A 20,591-nucleotide genomic window follows, 5' to 3' on the forward strand; every position below is an offset into this window, starting at 1 on the left:
AGTCCATGATGAAAAACCTTATACCGATAAGCGACGATAAATGCTGGCAACTGGTGCAGGCGCGCGATCCGCGCGCCGATGGTCGCTTTGTCTATGCGGTGCGCACCACCGGCATCTTCTGCCGCCCCTCCTGTCGGGCGAAGCGCGCCCTGCGCCGTAACGTCGCCTTCTTTATCGACGCGGCGGCGGCGCTGACCGCCGGGTTTCGCCCCTGCAAACGCTGCCGGCCGGACGGCGAAGATGCCCGGCTGCCGCAGCGGGAGAAAATTGTCCGCGCCTGCCGTCTGCTGGAGCAGGATACTCCCGTCACCCTTGCTGAGTTAGCCCACCGGGTGGCGTTAAGCCCGTATCATCTGCACCGTCTGTTTAAGGCCGCCACCGGCATGACCCCGAAGGCATGGCAGCAGGCGTTTCGCGCCCGCCGCCTGCGCGAGTCGCTGCTGGCGGGCGGCAGCGTGACCCGGGCGATCCATCACGCTGGTTTTCCCGACGCCGGCAGCTATTATCGCCGGGCGGACAGGGCGCTCGGGATGACGGCAACGCAGTTTCGCCGCGGCGGCGAGCGGCTGGTGATAGAGTACGGGCTGGCGGAGTGCGCGCTGGGGCGCTGCCTGGTGGCGGAAAGCGAGCGCGGCATTTGCGCGATTTTGCTGGGCGATGATGACGCGGCGCTGATTGCGGAGCTGCGCGCCCTGTTTCCCGCCGCCGGGGTGCGGCAGGGTGGCGGCGGATTTATGCAGCGCCTTTATGAGGTTATCGCCAGCGTCAACGCCCGGGACAGGCCGCTAACGCTGCCGTTAGATATTCAGGGCACCGCCTTTCAGCAGCAGGTCTGGCAGGCGCTGCGCGCTGTGCCCTGCGGCGAGACCGTCTGCTACCGGCAGCTGGCGAGCGCGGCGGGCAGGCCGAAGGCGGCGCGTGCAGCGGCCAGCGCCTGCCGGGCCAACAGGCTGGCGATCGTCATTCCCTGTCACCGGGCGGTGCGCGGCGACGGCTCCCCGGCAGGCTATCGCTGGGGGGCGGAGCGCAAGGCGCGGCTGTTGAAACGTGAGGCGGAGGAGGAGTAATGCTCGATCTGTTTGCGGAAGCCGAACCCTGGCGGGAGCCGCTGGCCCCCGGCGCGGTGATTCTGCGTCGGCTGGCCCTTGAGAAAGCGCCGCAGCTGGCAGCGGATATTCAGGCCGTCGCCCGCCGCGCGCCGCTGCGCCAGATGGTAACCCCCGGCGGCTATACCATGTCGGTGGCGATGACCAACTGCGGCCCGCTGGGCTGGACCAGCGATCGCCGCGGCTACCGCTATTCTGCCGTCGATCCCCTTAGCGGAGAACCCTGGCCACCGTTTCCGGCCTCGTTCACCGCCCTTTGCCGCGAGGCGGCGTCGGCGGCGGGCTACGGCGATTTTCAGCCGGACGCCTGCCTGATTAACCGCTACGCGCCGGGGGCGAAGCTGTCGCTGCATCAGGATAAAGACGAGCCGGACCTGCGCGCCCCCATCGTCTCCGTATCGCTGGGACTGCCGGCCCTGTTTCAGTTCGGCGGCCTGCGGCGCAGCGATCCGCTGCGGCGTATGCTGCTGGAGCATGGCGATGTGGTGGTGTGGGGCGGCGATTCCCGGCTGTTCTATCACGGCATTCAGCCCCTGAAGCCCGGCATTCATCCTCTGACCGGCGACTGTCGCTACAACCTGACCTTCCGTCAGGCGGGTAAAAAAGAATAAAAATAAGAATTATTATTGATGTGCGCCGGCAGATGTTTAAACTGCGGGCTGTTTATATTTCTCCTGGATGTATTCATGGAACTTCTCTTTCTTGTCTGGCGGCAGTATCGCTGGCCATTTATCGGCGTGATGGCGCTCAGTCTCGCCAGCGCCGCGCTGGGTATCGGGCTGATTGCCTTTATTAACCAAAGGCTTATCGAAACGGTGGACGTCTCGCTGACGGTGCTGCCGGAATTCCTCGGCCTGCTGCTGCTGTTGATGGCGGTTACCCTCGGGTCGCAGCTGGCGCTAACCGTCCTGGGCCACCATTTCGTCTACCGCCTGCGCGGCGAGTTTATCAAGCGCATTCTGGATACCCGGGTCGAGCGCATCGAGCGGCTGGGCAGTGCCTCCCTGCTGGCCGGGCTGACCAGCGATATCCGCAATATCACCATCGCCTTTGTGCGCCTGCCGGAGCTGGTGCAGGGGATCGTTCTGGCCTTCGGCTCGGCGGCCTATCTGGCGATGCTGTCGACGAAGATGCTGCTGGTCACCGTCGTCTGGATGGCGATCACCATCTGGGGCGGATTTGTGCTGGTGGCGCGGGTCTATAAGCATATGGCGACCCTGCGTGAGACTGAGGATCGGCTGTACGCCGATTATCAGACGGTGCTGGAAGGGCGCAAAGAGCTGACCCTCAACCGCGAACGCGCGGAGTTCATCTTCCGCCAGCAGTATGAGCCGAACGCCAGCGCGTACCGTCACCATATCATTCGCGCCGACACCTTCCACCTCAGCGCCGTCAACTGGTCGAACATTATGATGCTTGGCGCTATCGGCCTGGTGTTCTGGATGGCGAACGGCCTGGGATGGGCCGATACCGCGGTGGCGGCAACCTATTCACTGACCCTGCTGTTTCTGCGCACGCCGCTGCTGTCGGCGGTCGGGGCGCTGCCGACCCTGCTCACCGCGCAGGTGGCGTTTAACAAGCTGAATAAATTCGAACTGGCCCCGTTCCGGGCGGCGTTCCCGCGCCCCCGCCCGCAGACCGGCTGGCAAACGCTGGAGCTGCGGGACGTGGTCTTCCACTATCAGGACAACGCTTTCTCGATAGGCCCGGTAAACCTGACCATCCATCGCGGCGAACTGCTGTTCTTAATCGGCGGCAACGGCAGCGGTAAATCCACCCTGGCGATGCTGTTGACCGGTCTGTATCAGCCACAGTCCGGGACGATCCTGCTCGACGGCAGGCCGGTTTCGGCCGACGGGCCGGAGGATTATCGCCAGCTTTTCTCGGCGGTCTTTACCGACGTCTGGCTGTTCGACAGGCTGCTGGGGCCGGGAGGCAAACCGGCCGATCCGCAGCGGGTGGAGAAATGGCTGGCGCATCTGAAGATGGCGCGTAAGCTGGAGCTGAGCGACGGGCGGATATGCAATCTGCAGCTGTCGAAAGGGCAGAAAAAGCGCGTGGCGCTGCTGCTGGCGCTGGCGGAAGATCGCGATATTATCTTGCTGGACGAGTGGGCCGCCGACCAGGATCCGCACTTCCGCCGTGAATTCTACCAGGTGTTGCTGCCGCTGATGCAGGAGATGGGGAAAACCATTTTCGCCATCAGCCATGACGATCACTACTTTATTCACGCCGACCGCCTGCTGGAAATGCGCAACGGGCAGCTGAGCGAGCTGATGGGCGAGGAGCGCGACGCCGCCTCGCGGGATGCGGTGGCGCGCACCGCCTGACCAACCGGTTGCCGCCCCGTCGGCGGGCGGTAACCTCACTCTCTTTGTTGTTTTTTCATCCGTTTGATCGCGCCGTTTATTGTTATTTACATAACCCCGAACCATGCTTAACGGCAACTCATTTCATGGACGCATATTAATGACCGTTAAAACAAAAAACAGCGCCAGGCTGCGTGATGAAGAGCGTGCGCGCCTTATCTGGCTGTTAACCACCGATAAGGCCATTATTTCCACGCTGTTGGGGAAGCTTACACTGGCTGAGCAATATGACGTCGGCACCTTAGCCGACGATATTGCTGAGGTAGGGGTGCTGGTGGCCCACCTGCCGCCGCCGGATCTGGCGGACACCCTCGAAGCGCTGCCGTCGGATGAGCGTCACGCCCTGTGGAGCCTGGTGGAGAGCGCCAGGCGCGGCAACGTGCTGCTTGAGGCCTCCGAAAACGTCTGGGACGACCTGATTGACGGCATGAGTGACCAGGAGCTGATCGACGCCCTGCAATATCTGGATATCGACGAGCAGATCTACCTGGTGCACCATCTGCCGCGCAACCTTACCGGGCAGCTGCTGGCAACGCTGCCGCCGGATGAGCGCGAGCGCGTACGGCAGGTGATGCGCTACGAAAAAAATCGCGTCGGCGCGCTAATGGAGTTTGGGGTTATCACCGTCCGCCCGGACGTTACCCTGCAGGCGGTACAGCGCTACCTGCGGCGGCTGGGCAAAATGCCCCACAACACCGATAAGCTGTTCGTTACCGGGCGGGATAAAACGCTGATGGGCGAGCTGACGCTGACCAGCATCCTGCTTAACGACGTACAGAGCAAGGTGAGCGAGGTGATGGACGACGATCCGCTAACCTTCTCGCCGGAGGATATTGCGGAAAACGCCGCGCGCACCTTTGAGCGCGACAACCTGGTCAGCGCGGCGGTGGTCGATGCCTCCGGCAAGCTGATGGGGCGCTTAACCGTTGACGATATCGTTGACGTGGTTTACGAAGAGACCGACAGCGACCTGCGGCGGATGGGGGGCCTGAGCGCCGAAGAGGACGTGTTCGCCCCGGTGGCGAAAGCGGTGAAAACCCGCTGGGCGTGGCTGGCCGTTAACCTGTGCACCGCGTTTATCGCCTCGCGGGTGATCGACGGCTTCGAGCATACCATCTCCCGGCTGGTGGCGCTGGCGTCGCTGATGCCCATCGTGGCGGGCATCGGCGGCAACACCGGCAATCAGACCATCACCATGATCGTGCGCGCCCTGGCGCTGCAGAAAATCCAGCCGGGCAACCTGTCGTTTCTTATCCTGCGTGAAATGGGCGTGGCGCTGGTGAACGGCCTGGTCTGGGGCGGCATCATGGGCGGCGTGACATGGTGGCTGTATGAGGACCGCGCGCTGGGCGGGGTGATGACCCTGGCGATGGTGCTGAACCTGCTGGTGGCGGCGCTGATGGGGGTGCTGATCCCGATGACGATGGTGAAGCTCGGCCGCGATCCGGCGGTCGGCTCAAGCGTGATGATCACCGCCATCACCGACACCGGCGGCTTCTTTATTTTTCTCGGTCTGGCGACGCTGTTTCTGCTGTAGCCGGACGCCTGCCTCTGACGAGGCGAGGAAGCAGCGCCATCGCGAGGACCCCGGCGGCTACGCCGATCGCCAGGTTGCCGGTGGAGACCGTCGCCGCCACGGTGACCAGCATTGTCAGCGTTTCGGCGATCGGCGTTCTGGTAAGCGAGGCGGGCTGCACGCTGCGCCAGCTGAAGGTCTTCACCGCCACTAACACCATAATGCCCGCCAGCACCGCCATCGGGATCTTCGCCATCACCTCGCTCAGGGCGGTCACCAACAGCAGCAGCACGCCGGCGGCGGCGAAGGTTGACACCCGGCTGCGGCCTTTGCCCATTTCAACGTTGACGATGGTCTGGCCGATCATCGCGCAGCCCGCGATCCCGCCGTAGAAGCCCGCCAGCATATTGGCGATCCCCAGACCCGCGCTCTCACGATTCTTGTTGGACGGGGTGGCCGTCAGATCGTCCACCAGCCTGGCGGTCAGCAGGGATTCCATCAGGCCGACAAAGGCAATGCTCAGGGCGCAGGGCCAGATAATCATCAGCGTCTGCAGCGTCAGCGGTGCCAGCAGCGGGGTCAGCCCCGGCAGACCGCCGCTCATGGAACCTTCGTCGCCGACCGTTGGCAGCGGCTGTCCGCTGGTGGCGGTAAAAAGGGTCAGCGCAACGACGGCGATCAGCGGTGCGGGGATGCTCTTAATCACTCGCGGCGTCCACTGGACGATGAACAGCGTCAGGGCGAACAGCCCCCAGATAAGCGGGCTTTTGTTCCAGAAGTGCGGCACCTGGGCGAAGAAGATCAGAATCCCCAGCGCGTTAACAAAGCCGGTCATTACCGCAGCGGGAATAAAGCGCATCAGCCGGGCCATGCCCAGCGCGCCGAACAGGATCTGAATGACGCCAGCCAGTATCACCGCCGGCAGAATGTACTGCACGCCGTGCTGATGCACCATCGGGCCGATAACCAGCGCGACGGAGCCTGCCGCCGCGGTAACCATTGCCGGACGGCCGCCGAGAAACGACATCGCCAGGCACAGCACCACCGAGGCGATCAGGCTGACCTTCGGGTCTACGCCGGCAATCACCGAAAAGGAGATCACTTCCGGGATCAGCGCCAGGGCGGTAATGACGCCGGCAAGCGTCTCGCGAGCCAGCAGGCGCGGCGCGCGAAGTACGTCGCCGACGGTATGTTCCGCCGCGCGGGCAGAGGGGGAGGTCTTAGGCATACAATCTCTCAGGTCAGGAGGGGCCTGATAACGGCCTGACGATGGCCGTTCGTGCGGTGAATAACAGAGCGCCGCATAGTACCTTTCCCCGGCGGGGGAGGCCAGTAATGTTTGCGGCGACGCGGGCGAAAATAACGCCCGGCGGTAGCGCGCGTAAGCGGATATTTAAAGGCGATCCGCGGTGCGGGTGGGATCGCCGGTCAGCTATGGCAGGTGAGGATTAGCGGACGACCGCGCTTTGCACATTCTCTTCCGCTTTCCAGATCCGGTACTTCACTTCTATGTTCTCCGGGACGTACACCACAATCGGCAGCCTGCTGTTGTAGCGCAGCATCTCTTTGTCGCCCAGCCAGGCGGTAACAAATTTCTGCGTTTTTTTGCCGTCCGGACAGGCCATCAGGGTGGAAACCGGGGAAGCGGCCTTCTCAAAAATGTAATAGTCGTAGCCCCAGCCTTCCAGGGTTTTGCTCTCCAGCTTTCCGCCGAGGCGGTGCCGGTTGCAATCCACCTCCATCGTCTGGCCAATCAGCAGTTCCACTTTGAGAGTAGACTCATCTTCCTGTGGGGTAAGCTGAATAACCTGGCGTTTCATCCCGCTTTCCGCCTTCGGCCAGGGGGCGATTTTCTCCAGCGGCCGGGCGTCAGCGGCCCAGGCTGAGGTGCTGGCAAACGCCGCAAACAGGACGGCAGGTAATATCATCTTCATTTTCACAGCGATTCCTTTTTATCTATTGCCGACATCTTTCACGCGGCATCGGCGTTGACACCTTATATGCGGCCTGAAACGGATGGGATATTGCACAACGTTGGCGACAGATTAACACGACGGCATATGAGATAAATCTGCTTTTACCGCGAGCGGACGGTGAGCGGCGGTCTGACAAGCGGTTTCGATATGTAAATATCAATATAACCCGTTGAAAATTTCAGATAAATACGCCTTTCCGGGCGGTTTATTACCGCGATTTTGATCCGGCTACCGCAATTACCCCAATCGGGGTATGCACCTCAGACACATCCTTTAATATCTTAGCGGCATAATAATGATTCAGGCTGACTTCCCTGTCTAAACAGAGGGTAAGCGCTTCTGCTGCCGGGAAAACGTCTGATAATTTTACGCTTGATTCAGCCGCGCACTCCCCCGTGAGCGCCGCTTATGGAAGGCAACGTGATGGTCGATCTCTCCCGTCGAAATATTCTGACAGGCAGCTGGCGTGCGGCCCGCGGCGAGATCCGTCCGCCCTGGACCCAGGAAGATAGCGCTTTTCTTTCCCGCTGCATCCGCTGCGACGCCTGTGTCCAGGCCTGCGAAAACGGCATTCTGCAGCGCGGCGCGGGCGGCTATCCGGCGGTAAATTTTCTGCGGGGGGAATGCAGCTTTTGTTATGCCTGCGCCAGCGCCTGTCCGGAAGCACTTTTTTCCCCGCGCCACGCCAGGGCCTGGGATCTGCGGTTTACCCTCGGGGAGGCATGTCTGGCGCAGCGCTCTATTGAGTGCCGCCGCTGTGAGGACAGCTGCGAGCCACAGGCCATTACCTTTCGCCCGACGTTGTCCGGCATCTATCAGCCCCGGCTCGTCGTTGAGGCATGTAGCGGATGCGGTGCATGCGTGGCGGATTGCCCGGTGTCAGCCATTACCGTGGAGTATAACCATGCACACTAACTGGCAGGTCTGCAGCCTGATTGTTCAGGCTAAAGGCGAAGTTTTACAGGATGTCAGCGCCCGGCTGAACGCCTTCCCCGGCTGTGAAGTCGCCGTTAGCGACAGGGAGAGCGGTCAGCTGATCGTCGTGGCGGAAGCAGAGCACAGCGAAACGCTGATGCAAACAATTGAGTCGGTACGCAACGTTGCGGGCGTGCTGGCGGTGTCGCTGGTTTATCACCAGCAGGATGAGCAAGGTGAGGAAACGCCATGAAACTCAGTCGTCGTAGCTTTATGAAAGCTAACGCCGTTGCGGCCGCTGCGGCGGCTGCCGGGCTAAGCGTGCCGGGCGTCGCCCGCGCCGTCGTGGGGCAGCAGGAAGCCATTAAGTGGGACAAAGCCCCGTGCCGCTTTTGCGGAACGGGGTGCGGCGTGCTGGTCGGCACCCAGCAGGGGCGCATCGTCGCCTGCCAGGGCGACCCGGATGCGCCGGTCAACCGCGGTCTTAACTGCATTAAGGGCTACTTCCTGCCCAAAATCATGTACGGAGAGGATCGTTTAACCCAGCCGCTGCTGCGTATGAAGGACGGCCAGTACAGCAAAGACGGCGAATTTACGCCGATTAGCTGGGAGAAGGCCTTTGACGTAATGGAAGAGAAGTTTAAAACGTCGCTTAAGGAGAAAGGGCCAGAAGCGATCGGCATGTTCGGCTCCGGCCAGTGGACTGTCTGGGAAGGCTACGCCGCGGCGAAGCTGTTTAAGGCCGGGTTCCGCTCGAACAATATCGACCCGAACGCGCGCCACTGCATGGCGTCGGCGGTGGTCGGCTTTATGCGCACCTTTGGCATGGATGAGCCGATGGGCTGCTACGACGATATCGAGCAGACCGACGCCTTCGTTCTCTGGGGCTCCAATATGGCGGAGATGCACCCGATCCTCTGGTCGCGTATCACCAACCGCCGCCTGTCGGATCCGAACGTCACCGTCAACGTACTCTCCACCTACCAGCACCGCAGCTTCGAGCTGGCGGACAACGGGATGGTCTTTACGCCGCAGACCGACCTGGTGATCCTGAACTATATCGCCAACTACATTATCCAGAACAACGCGGTTAACCAGGCGTTTATGGATAAGCACGTCAACCTGCGCAGAGGGGTAACGGATATCGGCTACGGCCTGCGTCCGACCCATCCGCTGGAGAAGGCGGCGAAGAATCCCGGCTCAGGGGACTCCGAGCCGATGAGCTTCGAAGAGTACAAGGCCTTCGTGGCGGAGTACACGCTGGAAAAAACCGCCGAAATGTCCGGCGTGCCGAAAGATCAGCTGGAGAAGCTGGCGCAGCTGTACGCCGATCCGAACAAGAAGGTGATCTCCTACTGGACGATGGGCTTCAACCAGCACAGCCGCGGCGTGTGGGCCAATAACATGGTCTACAACCTGCACCTGCTGACCGGCAAAATCTCCCGGCCTGGCTGCGGCCCGTTCTCCCTGACCGGCCAGCCCTCCGCCTGCGGCACCGCCCGCGAAGTGGGCACCTTCGCCCACCGCCTGCCGGCCGACATGGTGGTCACCAACGAGAAGCACCGCGATATCTGCGAGAAGCACTGGCAGATCCCGACCGGCACCATTCCGGCGAAGATCGGCCTGCACGCCGTGGCGCAGGATCGTGCCCTGAAGGACGGTAAGCTCAATGTTTACTGGACCATGTGTACCAATAACCTGCAGGCGGGGCCGAACATCAACGAGGAGCGACTGCCGGGCTGGCGCGATCCGCGTAACTTTATCATCGTCTCCGATCCCTATCCGACCATCAGCGCCCTGGCCGCCGACCTGATCCTGCCGACCGCCATGTGGGTGGAAAAAGAGGGGGCCTACGGCAACGCCGAGCGCCGCACCCAGTTCTGGCGTCAGCAGATTAAAGCGCCGGGCGAAGCCAAATCCGACCTGTGGCAGCTGGTGCAGTTCTCTCGCCGTTTCAAAACCGACGAGGTCTGGTCAGAAGAGCTGCTGGCGCAGAAGCCGGAGCTGCGCGGCAAAACCCTGTACGAAGTGCTGTTCGCCACGCCTGCGGTAACGAAATACCCGCTGAGCGAGCTGGCGGAAGATCAACTGAACGATGAATCCCGGGAGCTGGGCTTCTATCTGCAAAAAGGGCTGTTTGAAGAGTACGCCTGGTTCGGCCGCGGACACGGCCACGATCTGGCACCGTTCGACGATTACCACAAGGCGCGCGGCCTGCGCTGGCCGGTGGTCGATGGCAAAGAGACCCAGTGGCGCTATATCGAAGGCAGCGATCCTTACGTGAAGGCGGGGGAAGGCTACAAATTCTACGGCAAACCGGACGGCAAGGCGGTGATCTTCGCGCTGCCGTTCGAACCGGCGGCGGAATCGCCGGATAAAGAGTACGACCTGTGGCTCTCCACCGGCCGCGTGCTGGAGCACTGGCATACCGGCAGTATGACCCGCCGCGTGCCGGAGCTGCACCGCGCCTTCCCGGAAGCGGTGGTGTACGTTCATCCGCTGGATGCGAAAGCGCGCGGCCTGCGCCGCGGGGACAAGGTAAAAATCGTCTCCCGCCGCGGCGAGGTGATTTCGGTTGTCGAAACGCGCGGGCGTAACCGTCCGCCCCAGGGGCTGGTCTATATGCCGTTCTTCGACGCCGCGCAGCTGGTGAACAACCTGACGCTGGACGCGACAGACCCGCTCTCTAAAGAGGCGGATTTCAAGAAGTGCGCCGTTAAGCTGATGAAGGTGTAATGCAGCATGGCCCGCTCAGCAAAGCCGCAAAACGGCCGCCGCCGCTTTCTGCGCGACGTTGCGCGCACGGCGGGCGGGCTGGCCGCCGTTGGCGTGGTGCTGGGGCTGCAGCAGCAGACCGCCCGCGCCGCCGGCGTGCGGCTGCGTCCGCCGGGGGCGAAGCCTGAGGCCGCGTTTGCCAGCGCCTGCGTGCGCTGCGGCCAGTGCGTACAGGCCTGCCCCTACGACACGCTGAAGCTGGCGACGCTGGCCTCCGGCCTCAGCGCCGGTACGCCTTACTTTGTCGCCCGGGATATCCCCTGCGAGATGTGCGAGGAGATCCCCTGCGCCAGAGTGTGCCCCAGCGGGGCGCTGGATCGGGAGCTGGCCTCCATTGACGATGCGCGGATGGGGCTGGCGGTGCTGATGGATCAGGAAAACTGCCTTAACTTCCAGGGGCTGCGCTGCGACGTCTGCTATCGGGAATGTCCGAAGATTGACGACGCTATCACCCTTGAGCTGGAGCGTAATATGCGCACCGGCAAACACGCGCGGTTTTTACCCACCGTCCACAGCGACGCCTGCACCGGCTGCGGCAAGTGTGAAAAAGTGTGCGTACTGGAGCAGCCGGCAATAAAGGTGCTGCCGCTGTCGCTGGCGAAAGGGGAGCTGGGCCACCACTACCGCTTCGGCTGGCTGGAGGGCAAAGATGGCAAATCGTAAACGTGACGCCGGGCGTGAAGCGCTGGAGAAGAAGGGCTGGTGGCGCAGCCACCGCTGGCTTGTGCTTCGCCGCCTCAGCCAGCTGGCGGTGCTGGGGATGTTTCTCAGCGGCCCGTGGCTGGGGGTCTGGATCCTGCACGGCAACTACAGCAGCAGCCTGCTGCTGGACACCGTGCCGTTGACCGATCCGCTGATGACCCTGCAGAGCCTGGCGAGCGGCCATCTGCCCGCCGCCGTGGCGCTGACGGGGGCGGCGATCGTGGCGGCGGCGTACGCCCTGGCAGGCAAGCGGTTATTTTGCGGCTGGGTTTGTCCGCTGAATCCCGTCACCGACCTGGCGAGCTGGCTGCGCAGACGGTTTGACCTGAATCAGTCCGCCACGCTGCCGCGTCGTATACGGTACGTGCTGCTGGCGGTGGTGCTGGTGGGGTCGGCGCTGAGCGGAACCCTGCTGTGGGAGTGGATTAACCCTGTTTCCCTGCTCGGGCGTAGTCTGGTAATGGGGTTCGGCAGCGGCATCCTGCTGATTATCGCACTGTTTTTATTTGATTTACTGGTCGTTGAACACGGCTGGTGCGGGCATCTCTGTCCGATGGGAGCGCTGTACGGCGCGCTGGGAAGTAAAGGCGCGCTGACCGTAGCGGCGAACGCGCGACAGAAGTGTAACCGCTGTATGGATTGTTTTCATGTTTGCCCGGAACCGCATGTACTACGTGCGCCGGTGCTGGATGAGCAAAGCCCGGTGCAGGTCACCAGCCGCGACTGCATGGCCTGCGGCCGCTGCGTGGATGTCTGTTCTGAGGATGTATTTACAATAACAATACACAAAATCATTCGGGATGCATCGCGGCGGCAAGCGAGGAATTCCCCGGGAGCATAGTCACTATGCGACCAGGGGGCGGAGTGCAGCCTACAAAGAGGCAGCCTGAAGGATGAAGTGTACACACGATGGAGTTCGGGAGCGAAACAATGAAAAGCCATGACCTGAAAAAAGCGCTGCGTCAATGGACGGCCCTGCTGGCCCTGGCCGTGAGCGGCGCGGTGTGGGCAGCAGACGGATTAGATTTAAGCCAGTCGCCGGAGGTTTCCGGGACGCAGGAAGGAACGATTCGTATGCCGAAAGAACAGCAGCGTATGCCGCTGAACTACGTCAATCAGCCGCCGATGATCCCGCACAGCGTTGAGGGCTACCAGGTGACCACCAACACCAACCGCTGCCTGCAGTGCCACGGCGTGGAGAGCTATCGCACCACCGGTGCGCCGCGTATCAGCCCGACGCACTTTACGGACCGCGACGGCAAAGTTCAGGCGGAAGTCGCGCCGCGCCGCTATTTCTGCCTGCAGTGCCACGTGCCGCAGTCTGACGCCGCACCGATTGTTGGCAACAGCTTCACCCCCTCAAAGGGTTACGGGAAATAAGAGGTCGTCATGGAAAATGCTAACCGTAAACCCGGTGTGATTAAGCGCCTCTGGCAGTGGTGGCGTCGCCCCAGCCGCCTGGCGCTGGGAACGCTGCTGCTGATTGGCTTCGCCGGCGGTATTATTTTCTGGAGCGGTTTCAATACCGGAATGGAAAAGGCCAATAGCGAAACCTTCTGCATCAGCTGCCACGAGATGCGTAATACGGTTTACCAGGAGTATATGGAAACCGTACACTATAACAACCGCAGCGGCGTGCGCGCCACCTGCCCCGACTGCCACGTGCCCCATGAATTTGTGCCAAAAATGATTCGCAAGATCAAAGCCAGCAAAGAGTTGTATGGTAAGATCGTCGGGGTAATTGATACGCCGCAAAAATTTGAAGCGCATCGCCTGACGATGGCGCAAAACGAGTGGCGGCGAATGAAAGACAATAACTCTCAGGAGTGCCGTAACTGCCACAACTTTGAGTTTATGGATTCAGCCGCCCAGAAAGGCGTCGCGGCAAAAATGCACGATCGGGCGGTTAAAGAGGGGCAAACCTGTATCGACTGTCATAAAGGGATTGCCCATAAGCTCCCGGATATGCGCGACGTGAAACCAGGGTTTTAGCAGGAAATGAATGCGTGGGGATGCTTGAAGTTAAAGACCTCCTCTGCGAACGGGATGAGAGAACGCTGTTCAGCGGTCTCTCATTCCAGGTGAACGCAGGCGAGTGGGTACAAATCACCGGGAGCAACGGCGCGGGTAAAACCACTCTGCTGCGGTTGCTGAGCGGGCTGGCCCGCCCCGACGCGGGCGAGGTGCGCTGGCAGTCACAGCCGCTGCATCGCGCCCGCGACGGCTACCACCAAAACTTATTGTGGATTGGACATCAGCCGGGCATCAAAACCCGGCTGACGCCGTTGGAGAATCTGCGTTTTTTTCACCGCGACGGCGACGTCGCCCGCTGCCTTGAGGCGCTGGAGCACGCGGGGCTGGCGGGCTATGAGGATATTCCCGTCTGCCAGCTCTCGGCCGGGCAGCAGCGCCGGGTAGCCCTGGCGCGCCTGTGGTTGACCCACGCGACCCTGTGGATCCTCGACGAACCCTTTACCGCCATCGACGTGGTCGGCGTGGAGCATCTGACCCGCCGGATGGCGCAGCACACCGGGCAGGGCGGGATAGTGATCCTGACCACCCACCAGCCAATCAACGTGGCGGCAGATAAGATTCGGCGCATTGCGCTGACCGGCGAGAGGGTCGAGCAATGATGTGGCGAATTTTCCGGCTTGAGCTGCGCGTGGCCTTTCGCCACAGCGCGGAGATCGCCAACCCGCTGTGGTTTTTTCTGATCGTTATTACCCTGTTTCCCCTCAGCATCGGCCCCGAGCCGCAGCTGCTGGCGCGGATCGCCCCCGGCGTCATCTGGGTGGCGGCGCTGCTCTCCTCGCTGCTGGCGCTGGAGCGGCTGTTTCGCGACGATCTGCAGGACGGCAGCCTGGAGCAGCTGATGCTGCTGCCGCTGCCGCTGCCGGCGGTGGTGCTGGCGAAGGTAATGGCCCACTGGATGGTGACCGGCCTGCCGCTGCTGATCCTCTCTCCGCTGGTGGCGCTGCTGCTGGGGATGGACGTCTACGGCTGGAAAATCATGGCCCTGACCCTGCTGCTGGGAACCCCGACCCTGGGCTTTCTCGGCGCGCCGGGCGTGGGGCTGACGGTTGGGCTGAGGCGCGGCGGCGTGCTGCTGAGCGTGCTGGTGCTGCCGCTGACTATCCCGCTGTTGATCTTCGCCACTGCCGCAATGGACGCCGCCTCCATGCATCTGCCCGTTGACGGCTATCTGGCCATTCTGGGTGCGCTGCTGGTTGGTAGCGCCACCCTGAGTCCCTTTGCGACGGCGGCGGCGCTGCGTATCAGCCTGCAGTAGCCTGAGTTTTGATTGACAACAAAGGAAGAAATGCCCGCTGGCGTTACGCTTATCGGGCATGTGCTGTTAGTGGCCGGATAGCGTATTTTGCTGCCGTCCGGCGCAATGGAAGTTTCATTCTTTTTTTTGAGTCTGGTGACTGAAATATTATGTGGAAAACACTTCATCAACTGGCGATGCCTCCCCGGCTCTACCAGATCTGCGGCTGGTTCGTTCCGTGGCTGGCGATCGCCAGCGTGCTGGCGCTGGCGACGGGCTGGATCTGGGGATTTGGCTTTGCGCCTGCGGATTATCAACAGGGGCAAAGCTACCGCATTATTTATCTGCACGTGCCGGCGGCGATCTGGTCGATGGGTATCTATGCGTCGATGGCGATTGCGGCGTTTGTCGGCCTGGTCTGGCAGATGAAAATGGCTAACCTGGCGGTGGCGGCGATGGCCGTGCCGGGGGCGATCTTCACCTTTATCGCGCTGGTGACTGGCTCCGCCTGGGGGAAACCGATGTGGGGCACCTGGTGGGTGTGGGACGCCCGGCTGACCTCCGAGCTGGTGCTGTTGTTCCTGTACGTCGGCGCTATTGCCCTGTGGCACGCCTTTGACGACCGCCGTCTCGCCGGGCGCGCGGCGGGCATTCTGGTGCTGATAGGCGTCGTCAATCTGCCGATCATTCACTACTCGGTGGAGTGGTGGAATACCCTGCACCAGGGGTCAACCCGGATGCAGCAGAGTATCGATCCGGCCATGCGCTCACCGCTGCGCTGGGCGATTGTTGGCTATCTGCTGCTGTTTCTCACGCTGGCGCTGATGCGGATGCGTAACCTGATTCTGGTAATGGAAAAACGCCGCCCGTGGGTGAGCGAACTGATTTTAAAAAGAGGCCGCCAATGACCAGCGCTTTTGCTTCCTGGAGTGACTTTTTTGCAATGGGCGGCTACGCCTTCTACGTCTGGCTGGCGGTGGCCTTTACCGTTATTCCGCTGGCGGCACTGGTGCTACACACCGTGCTGCAGCATCGGGCGATCCTGCGCGGCGTGGTGCAGCAGCGGGCCAGGGAGACGCGGCTGCGTGCGGCGCAGCAGCGGGAGGCGGCATGAATATTCGTCGTAAAAACCGTTTAATGATCGCCCTCGCGGTGCTGGCGGGGCTGGCGCTGACCATCACGCTGGTGCTCTATGCCCTGCGCTCCAACATCGACCTGTTTTATACGCCGGGGGAGATCCTCTACGGCAAGCGGGAAACCCATGAGCTGCCGACGGTGGGCCAGCGCCTGCGCGTGGGCGGGATGGTCATGCCCGGCAGCGTCAGGCGCGATCCGGATTCGCTGAAGGTGAACTTCAGCATCTACGACGCCGAAGGCTCGGTGGATGTCACCTATGAGGGCATTCTGCCGGATCTGTTCCGCGAAGGGCAGGGCGTGGTGGTGCAGGGCGAGCTTGGCGAAAATAACCACGTGCAGGCCAAAGAGGTGCTGGCCAAGCACGATGAAAACTACACGCCGCCGGAGGTGGAAAAGGCCATGCAGGAAAACCACCGCCGTCCGATTGGCGACGATAAGGAAAAATCGCAATGATGCCTGAAATCGGCAACGCGCTGCTCTGCCTGGCGCTTGGCGTGGCGCTGCTGCTCTCCGTTTATCCGCTATGGGGCGTGGCGCGCGGCGATGCGCGCATGATGGCCTCGGCGCGGCATTTCGCCTGGCTGCTGTTTGTGCTGGTGGCGGGCGCTTTTTTCATTCTGATTCACGCCTTTGTGGTCAACGACTTCACCGTGACCTACGTCGCCAGTAACTCCAACACCCTGCTGCCGGTCTGGTATCGGGTGGCGGCCACCTGGGGGGCGCATGAAGGTTCTCTGCTGCTGTGGGTACTGCTGATGAGCGGCTGGACCTTCGCCGTGGCGGCGTTCAGCCGACAGATGCCGCTGGACATCGTCGCCCGGGTGCTGGCGGTTATGGGCATGGTCAGCGTGGGCTTTCTGCTGTTTATTCTGTTTACCTCTAATCCCTTTGCCCGCACGCTGCCGGACTTTCCCGTCGAAGGGCGGGACCTGAATCCGCTGCTGCAGGACCCGGGGCTTATCTTCCACCCGCCGCTGCTCTATATGGGCTACGTTGGTTTCTCGGTGGCCTTCGCCTTTGCGATTGCCGCGCTGTTGAGCGGGCGGCTGGACAGCACCTTCGCCCGCTTCTCCCGTCCCTGGACGCTGGCGGCGTGGATCTTCCTGACGCTGGGCATCGTTCTCGGCTCCGCCTGGGCCTACTACGAGCTGGGCTGGGGCGGCTGGTGGTTCTGGGACCCGGTGGAAAACGCTTCGTTTATGCCGTGGCTGGTCGGCACCGCGCTGATGCACTCGCTGGCGGTGACCGAACAGCGCGCCAGCTTTAAGGCGTGGACGCTGCTGCTCTCGATCTGCGCCTTTTCGCTCTGCCTGCTGGGCACCTTTCTCGTCCGCTCGGGCGTGCTGGTATCAGTGCACGCCTTCGCCTCGGACCCGTCCCGCGGGATGTTTATTCTCACCTTTATGGTGCTGGTAATCGGCGGTTCGCTGCTGCTGTTTGCCGCCCGGGGACACAAAGTTCGCTCGCGGGTCAACAACGCCCTCTGGTCGCGCGAGTCGCTGCTGCTGGGCAACAACGTGCTGCTGATCGCCGCCATGCTGGTGGTGCTGCTGGGTACGCTGCTGCCGCTGGTGCATAAGCAGCTGGGGCTGGGCAGTATTTCCATTGGCGAGCCGTTCTTCAACAGCATGTTTACCTGGCTGATGGCTCCCTTCGCGCTGCTGCTGGGCGTCGGCCCGCTGGTGCGCTGGGGCCGCGACAGGCCGCGCAAGCTGACGCGGCTGCTGGCTATCGCCGTGGTGACGACGCTGGTGCTGTCGGTGCTGCTGCCGTGGCTGTTTGAAGATAAAATCGTCGCCATGACGGTGGTCGGCCTGGCGATGGCCTGCTGGGTGTTCGTGCTGGCGGTGGCGGAGGTGGCCCAGCGCGTTGCCCGCGGGACGAAGATGACCTCCAGCTACTGGGGCATGGTCGCCGGCCACGTCGGGCTGGCGGTCACCGTCGTCGGTATCGCCTTCAGCCAGAACTACAGCGTGGAGCGCGACGTGCGCATGAAGGCGGGGGACAGCGTGGCGATCCATGATTATCGCTTCACCTTCCAGGAGGTGAAAGATATCACCGGGCCGAACTATCGCGGCGGGGTGGCGATTATCAACGTCACCCGTGACGGCAAGCCGGAGGCGGATCTGCACGCGGAGAAACGCTTCTACAACAGCACCAGCTCGATGATGACGGAAGCGGCAATTGACGGCGGGGTGACCCGCGATCTCTACGCCGCCCTCGGCGAGGAGCTGGATAACGGCTCCTGGGCCGTGCGGCTCTACTATAAGCCGTTTATTCGCTGGATATGGGCGGGCGGGCTGCTGATGGCGCTGGGGGGGCTGTGCTGCCTGCTCGATCCCCGCTACCGTCGGCGTAACCGTCCGCAAAACGCTGCGCCGGAGGTGGTATGAAGCGCAAAGTTCTGTTGTTACCGTTAATGATTTTTCTCGTCATCGCCGCGGCGCTGCTGTGGCAGCTGACGCGCAACGCCGACGGGGATGACCCCACCAGGCTGGAGTCGGCGCTGATTGGCAAGCCGGTGCCCGCGTTTCGTCTGGAATCGCTGGACAATCCCGGCCACTACTATCAGGCGGATAGCCTCACCCAGGGAAAACCGGTGCTGCTCAACGTCTGGGCGACCTGGTGCCCCACCTGCCGCGCCGAGCATCAGTATCTGAATCAGCTTTCGGCGCGGGGGATCCGCGTGGTGGGCCTGAACTATAAGGACGAGCGGCAAAAGGCGATCGTCTGGCTGAAGGAGCTGGGCAATCCCTATGCGCTGAGTCTGTTTGACGGTGACGGTATGCTGGGTCTGGATCTGGGGGTCTACGGCGCGCCGGAGACCTTCCTGATCGACGGCAAGGGCATCATCCGCTACCGCCACGCCGGGGATCTTAACGACCAGGTGTGGGAGAGCGAAATTAAACCGCTGTGGGATAAATACAGCAGGGAGGCCGCGCAATGAGGTTCTTACTGGGCGTGCTGATGCTGGTGATTTCCGCTTCGGCGCTGGCCACCATCGACGTGATGCCGTTCAAAGACGAGGCGCAGGAGCAGCAGTTTCGCCAGCTTACCGAGCAACTGCGCTGCCCGAAGTGCCAGAACAACAGCATCGCGGACTCTAACTCAATGATCGCCACCGACCTGCGGCAGAAGGTGTATGAGCTGATGCAGGAGGGGAAAAGCCGGCAGGAGATCATTGACTATATGGTGGCGCGCTACGGCAACTTCGTCACCTACGATCCGCCGCTGACGCCCCTGACCGTGCTGCTGTGGGTAATGCCGATCGCCGCGATTCTGGCCGGAGGCTGGGTGATTTTTGCCCGCTCGCGTCGCCGGGTGCGGCTGACGCCGGAGACCTTTGACGACGCTGACGACGACCTGCCCGCAGAGGGCAGCCGCGCCGGTTATGCGGTCTATATTCCGGGGGTTATCGTCGCGCTGGCGGTGGGTGTGGTCAGCTATTATCAGACCGGCGGCTACCCGCAGGTGAAGGCCTGGCATCAGGCCACGGCGCAGATGCCCGCGCTGCTGGAACAGGCGCTGGATCCGAAGGCGCAGCCGCTCAGCGAAGAGGAGATGTCGCGACTGGCGCTGGGTTTACGCACCCGGCTGCAGGAGGACGCCAGCAACGTTGAGGGCTGGATTATGCTGGGACGTGTCGGGATGGTGCTGGGCAACGTTGGCACGGCGACCGGGGCGTACGCTCACGCCTGGCAGCTGGACCCGCGGAACAGCGAGGCGGCGCTGGGCTATGCCGAAGCGCTGACCCGTTCTCCCGATCCGAATGATAATCGTCAGGGGGGCGAGCTGCTGCGTCAGCTGGTGAAAAGCGATCATGCCAACGTGCGCGTGCTCAGCATGTACGCCTTCAACGCCTATGAGCAGGAGCACTTCGCCGAGGCGGTTGCCGCCTGGCAGATGATGCTGAAGCTGCTGCCGGCTAACGATACCCGCCGGCCGGTGATTGAACGCAGCATTGCCCAGGCGATGCAGCAGCTCTCGCCGCAGTCGGAGTAAAGTACCGGCACCCGTCGGGCCTGTGCCGCACGCAGGCCCGATGTTATTTCCGCGCCGGCGTTTACTGCATACCGCGGGTTTGCAGGAACAGGATGGTTGCCGCCACGCGGGAGCGCACGTTCAGCTTGCGCAGCAGGTTACGGATATGCACCTTTACGGTCTGTTCAGAGATATTCAGCGCCGAGGCGATCTGTTTGTTGGACTGCCCCTGCGCCAGCTCGTGCAGTACGTCCAGCTCGCGCTCGGTCAGTACGCTGAACGGATCTTCCTCCGCGCCATACTGCTCGCGCTCCCGCAGATACTGGCTGACGCGCTCGCTGAACGCTTTACCGCCGTTTGCCCCCTGACGAATCGCTTCCAGCAAGACTTCCGGATCGCTGTCTTTTAACAGATAGCCGTCGGCCCCGGCGTCGATCAGCGCATAAATGTCGCTGGCGGTGTCGGAGACGGTCAGGATAATGATCTGCGCGGTAACGCCGTCCCGGCGCAGCGCGTTCAGCGTATCCAGCCCGCTCAGCCCCTTCATGTTCAGATCCAGCAGAATGACATCAACGTTCAGCCGGTTTGCCATATCGATTGCGCTGGCCCCGTCTCCCGCTTCGGCGATGACCTCAAAGTTGGGGTCCAGATCCAGTAACTGACGAATACCTCGCCGCATAAGTGGATGATCGTCCACGATAAGCACCTGAAAAGGCGTTGCTTCAGGCATAGTATGCTCCTGAGATTTTACCAGGCTGTGTCCCGAAACCGGGCGGGGCCATTCCGGCCCATTGCCGCGCTGTTCGCCGCGGATCTGGACTAACCCAGACCTTACGGCTCGCGCCT

General features: G+C 62.2%; 22 protein-coding genes. 19 read left to right on the forward strand and 3 right to left on the reverse strand.

All coding sequences use genetic code 11. The features are described from left to right. Nucleotides 1-8: 8 nt before the first annotated feature. The 4 genes from ada to mgtE all read left to right on the forward strand — a co-directional run bounded on the left by ada (nucleotide 9) and on the right by mgtE (nucleotide 5,012). Nucleotides 9-1,067, forward strand: coding sequence for a bifunctional DNA-binding transcriptional regulator/O6-methylguanine-DNA methyltransferase Ada (gene ada / locus GJV78_RS09385; protein ID WP_155108124.1), 1,059 nt, complete (start codon nucleotides 9-11; stop codon nucleotides 1,065-1,067). Continuing rightward, complete coding sequence (gene alkB / locus GJV78_RS09390) at nucleotides 1,067-1,717, forward strand: DNA oxidative demethylase AlkB (protein ID WP_155108088.1); 651 nt, start codon at nucleotides 1,067-1,069, stop codon at nucleotides 1,715-1,717. The genes ada and alkB overlap by 1 nt, the downstream gene beginning before the upstream one ends. 75 nt (nucleotides 1,718-1,792) lie before the next feature. Further along, nucleotides 1,793-3,436 (forward strand): multidrug ABC transporter permease/ATP-binding protein, encoded by a 1,644-nt coding sequence (locus GJV78_RS09395; RefSeq protein WP_155108089.1) that lies wholly within the window; start codon nucleotides 1,793-1,795, stop codon nucleotides 3,434-3,436. A 139-nt stretch (nucleotides 3,437-3,575) separates the two neighbouring features. Continuing rightward, nucleotides 3,576-5,012, forward strand: a complete 1,437-nt coding sequence (gene mgtE / locus GJV78_RS09400; protein WP_155108090.1) for a magnesium transporter — start codon at nucleotides 3,576-3,578, stop codon at nucleotides 5,010-5,012. On the opposite strand, the gene GJV78_RS09405 is transcribed toward mgtE, so the two are convergent. After that, nucleotides 4,975-6,219 (reverse strand): SulP family inorganic anion transporter, encoded by a 1,245-nt coding sequence (locus tag GJV78_RS09405; RefSeq protein ID WP_155108091.1) that lies wholly within the window; start codon nucleotides 6,217-6,219, stop codon nucleotides 4,975-4,977. The two genes, mgtE and GJV78_RS09405, sit on opposite strands and share 38 nt — an antisense overlap. A 220-nt stretch (nucleotides 6,220-6,439) precedes the next feature. Next, nucleotides 6,440-6,925 (reverse strand): serine protease inhibitor ecotin, encoded by a 486-nt coding sequence (eco, locus tag GJV78_RS09410; protein ID WP_155108092.1) that lies wholly within the window; start codon nucleotides 6,923-6,925, stop codon nucleotides 6,440-6,442. Between the two features lie 462 nt (nucleotides 6,926-7,387). On the opposite strand from eco, the gene napF reads away from it, so the two are divergent. The 15 genes from napF (at nucleotide 7,388) to GJV78_RS09485 (ending at nucleotide 19,766) form a co-directional block, all read left to right on the forward strand. Beyond that, a complete protein-coding gene (napF, locus tag GJV78_RS09415) occupies nucleotides 7,388-7,882 on the forward strand; it encodes a ferredoxin-type protein NapF (protein WP_330998796.1) in 495 nt (164 codons plus the stop codon). Continuing rightward, nucleotides 7,872-8,135 (forward strand): chaperone NapD, encoded by a 264-nt coding sequence (gene napD / locus GJV78_RS09420; RefSeq protein ID WP_155108093.1) that lies wholly within the window; start codon nucleotides 7,872-7,874, stop codon nucleotides 8,133-8,135. Before napF ends, napD begins: the two co-directional genes overlap by 11 nt. Next, the gene (gene napA, locus GJV78_RS09425) at nucleotides 8,132-10,618 is read left to right on the forward strand and encodes a nitrate reductase catalytic subunit NapA (RefSeq protein WP_155108094.1); all 2,487 of its coding nucleotides are present in this window, start codon (nucleotides 8,132-8,134) and stop codon (nucleotides 10,616-10,618) included. Before napD ends, napA begins: the two co-directional genes overlap by 4 nt. 6 nt (nucleotides 10,619-10,624) lie before the next feature. Then, nucleotides 10,625-11,320: a ferredoxin-type protein NapG gene (gene napG / locus GJV78_RS09430; RefSeq protein WP_155108095.1), complete on the forward strand. Its 696-nt coding sequence runs from the start codon at nucleotides 10,625-10,627 to the stop codon at nucleotides 11,318-11,320. Continuing rightward, entirely contained in the window at nucleotides 11,307-12,200 is an 894-nt protein-coding gene (napH, locus tag GJV78_RS09435; RefSeq protein ID WP_155108096.1) for a quinol dehydrogenase ferredoxin subunit NapH, read from the forward strand. Before napG ends, napH begins: the two co-directional genes overlap by 14 nt. Nucleotides 12,201-12,289: 89 nt before the next feature. After that, on the forward strand, nucleotides 12,290-12,739 hold the full coding sequence (napB, locus tag GJV78_RS09440) for a nitrate reductase cytochrome c-type subunit (protein WP_155108097.1): 450 nt from the start codon (nucleotides 12,290-12,292) through the stop codon (nucleotides 12,737-12,739). Between the two features lie 9 nt (nucleotides 12,740-12,748). After that, nucleotides 12,749-13,351: a cytochrome c-type protein NapC gene (napC, locus tag GJV78_RS09445; protein ID WP_155108098.1), complete on the forward strand. Its 603-nt coding sequence runs from the start codon at nucleotides 12,749-12,751 to the stop codon at nucleotides 13,349-13,351. Nucleotides 13,352-13,365: 14 nt separating this feature from the next. Further along, nucleotides 13,366-13,992 (forward strand): cytochrome c biogenesis heme-transporting ATPase CcmA, encoded by a 627-nt coding sequence (gene ccmA / locus GJV78_RS09450; RefSeq protein WP_330998795.1) that lies wholly within the window; start codon nucleotides 13,366-13,368, stop codon nucleotides 13,990-13,992. Next, nucleotides 13,989-14,648: a heme exporter protein CcmB gene (gene ccmB, locus GJV78_RS09455; RefSeq protein WP_155108100.1), complete on the forward strand. Its 660-nt coding sequence runs from the start codon at nucleotides 13,989-13,991 to the stop codon at nucleotides 14,646-14,648. The genes ccmA and ccmB overlap by 4 nt, the downstream gene beginning before the upstream one ends. Nucleotides 14,649-14,797: 149 nt before the next feature. Beyond that, nucleotides 14,798-15,535, forward strand: coding sequence for a heme ABC transporter permease (locus GJV78_RS09460; protein WP_155108101.1), 738 nt, complete (start codon nucleotides 14,798-14,800; stop codon nucleotides 15,533-15,535). Continuing rightward, the gene (ccmD, locus tag GJV78_RS09465; protein ID WP_155108102.1) at nucleotides 15,532-15,741 is read left to right on the forward strand and encodes a heme exporter protein CcmD; all 210 of its coding nucleotides are present in this window, start codon (nucleotides 15,532-15,534) and stop codon (nucleotides 15,739-15,741) included. Before GJV78_RS09460 ends, ccmD begins: the two co-directional genes overlap by 4 nt. Next, complete coding sequence (gene ccmE / locus GJV78_RS09470; RefSeq protein ID WP_155108103.1) at nucleotides 15,738-16,217, forward strand: cytochrome c maturation protein CcmE; 480 nt, start codon at nucleotides 15,738-15,740, stop codon at nucleotides 16,215-16,217. Before ccmD ends, ccmE begins: the two co-directional genes overlap by 4 nt. Next, nucleotides 16,214-18,157: a heme lyase CcmF/NrfE family subunit gene (locus tag GJV78_RS09475; RefSeq protein ID WP_155108104.1), complete on the forward strand. Its 1,944-nt coding sequence runs from the start codon at nucleotides 16,214-16,216 to the stop codon at nucleotides 18,155-18,157. The genes ccmE and GJV78_RS09475 overlap by 4 nt, the downstream gene beginning before the upstream one ends. After that, nucleotides 18,154-18,711: a thiol:disulfide interchange protein DsbE gene (gene dsbE, locus GJV78_RS09480; RefSeq protein ID WP_155108105.1), complete on the forward strand. Its 558-nt coding sequence runs from the start codon at nucleotides 18,154-18,156 to the stop codon at nucleotides 18,709-18,711. Before GJV78_RS09475 ends, dsbE begins: the two co-directional genes overlap by 4 nt. Beyond that, nucleotides 18,708-19,766 carry a cytochrome c-type biogenesis protein CcmH gene (locus GJV78_RS09485; protein ID WP_155108106.1) on the forward strand — a complete coding sequence of 353 codons (1,059 nt, stop codon included), beginning with the start codon at nucleotides 18,708-18,710 and terminating at the stop codon, nucleotides 19,764-19,766. The genes dsbE and GJV78_RS09485 overlap by 4 nt, the downstream gene beginning before the upstream one ends. Before the next feature lie 61 nt (nucleotides 19,767-19,827). On the opposite strand, the gene narP is transcribed toward GJV78_RS09485, so the two are convergent. After that, on the reverse strand, nucleotides 19,828-20,475 hold the full coding sequence (narP, locus tag GJV78_RS09490) for a nitrate/nitrite response regulator protein NarP (protein WP_155108107.1): 648 nt from the start codon (nucleotides 20,473-20,475) through the stop codon (nucleotides 19,828-19,830). Between the last annotated feature and the right edge of the window lie 116 nt (nucleotides 20,476-20,591).

The organism is Intestinirhabdus alba (assembly GCF_009711095.1).
GTDB lineage: Bacteria > Pseudomonadota > Gammaproteobacteria > Enterobacterales > Enterobacteriaceae > Intestinirhabdus > Intestinirhabdus alba.

Excerpts from the sequence above, each read along its gene's own strand:
- ada (WP_155108124.1), top strand. The coding sequence starts at position 9 with ATGAAAAACCTTATACCGATAAGCGACGATAAATGCTGGCAACTGGTG.
- alkB (WP_155108088.1), top strand. The coding sequence starts at position 1,067 with ATGCTCGATCTGTTTGCGGAAGCCGAACCCTGGCGGGAGCCGCTGGCC.
- GJV78_RS09395 (WP_155108089.1), top strand. The coding sequence starts at position 1,793 with ATGGAACTTCTCTTTCTTGTCTGGCGGCAGTATCGCTGGCCATTTATC.
- mgtE (WP_155108090.1), top strand. The coding sequence starts at position 3,576 with ATGACCGTTAAAACAAAAAACAGCGCCAGGCTGCGTGATGAAGAGCGT.
- GJV78_RS09405 (WP_155108091.1), bottom strand. The coding sequence starts at position 6,219 with ATGCCTAAGACCTCCCCCTCTGCCCGCGCGGCGGAACATACCGTCGGC.
- eco (WP_155108092.1), bottom strand. The coding sequence starts at position 6,925 with ATGAAGATGATATTACCTGCCGTCCTGTTTGCGGCGTTTGCCAGCACC.
- napD (WP_155108093.1), top strand. The coding sequence starts at position 7,872 with ATGCACACTAACTGGCAGGTCTGCAGCCTGATTGTTCAGGCTAAAGGC.
- napA (WP_155108094.1), top strand. The coding sequence starts at position 8,132 with ATGAAACTCAGTCGTCGTAGCTTTATGAAAGCTAACGCCGTTGCGGCC.
- napG (WP_155108095.1), top strand. The coding sequence starts at position 10,625 with ATGGCCCGCTCAGCAAAGCCGCAAAACGGCCGCCGCCGCTTTCTGCGC.
- napH (WP_155108096.1), top strand. The coding sequence starts at position 11,307 with ATGGCAAATCGTAAACGTGACGCCGGGCGTGAAGCGCTGGAGAAGAAG.
- napB (WP_155108097.1), top strand. The coding sequence starts at position 12,290 with ATGAAAAGCCATGACCTGAAAAAAGCGCTGCGTCAATGGACGGCCCTG.
- napC (WP_155108098.1), top strand. The coding sequence starts at position 12,749 with ATGGAAAATGCTAACCGTAAACCCGGTGTGATTAAGCGCCTCTGGCAG.
- ccmB (WP_155108100.1), top strand. The coding sequence starts at position 13,989 with ATGATGTGGCGAATTTTCCGGCTTGAGCTGCGCGTGGCCTTTCGCCAC.
- GJV78_RS09460 (WP_155108101.1), top strand. The coding sequence starts at position 14,798 with ATGTGGAAAACACTTCATCAACTGGCGATGCCTCCCCGGCTCTACCAG.
- ccmD (WP_155108102.1), top strand. The coding sequence starts at position 15,532 with ATGACCAGCGCTTTTGCTTCCTGGAGTGACTTTTTTGCAATGGGCGGC.
- ccmE (WP_155108103.1), top strand. The coding sequence starts at position 15,738 with ATGAATATTCGTCGTAAAAACCGTTTAATGATCGCCCTCGCGGTGCTG.
- GJV78_RS09475 (WP_155108104.1), top strand. The coding sequence starts at position 16,214 with ATGATGCCTGAAATCGGCAACGCGCTGCTCTGCCTGGCGCTTGGCGTG.
- dsbE (WP_155108105.1), top strand. The coding sequence starts at position 18,154 with ATGAAGCGCAAAGTTCTGTTGTTACCGTTAATGATTTTTCTCGTCATC.
- GJV78_RS09485 (WP_155108106.1), top strand. The coding sequence starts at position 18,708 with ATGAGGTTCTTACTGGGCGTGCTGATGCTGGTGATTTCCGCTTCGGCG.
- narP (WP_155108107.1), bottom strand. The coding sequence starts at position 20,475 with ATGCCTGAAGCAACGCCTTTTCAGGTGCTTATCGTGGACGATCATCCA.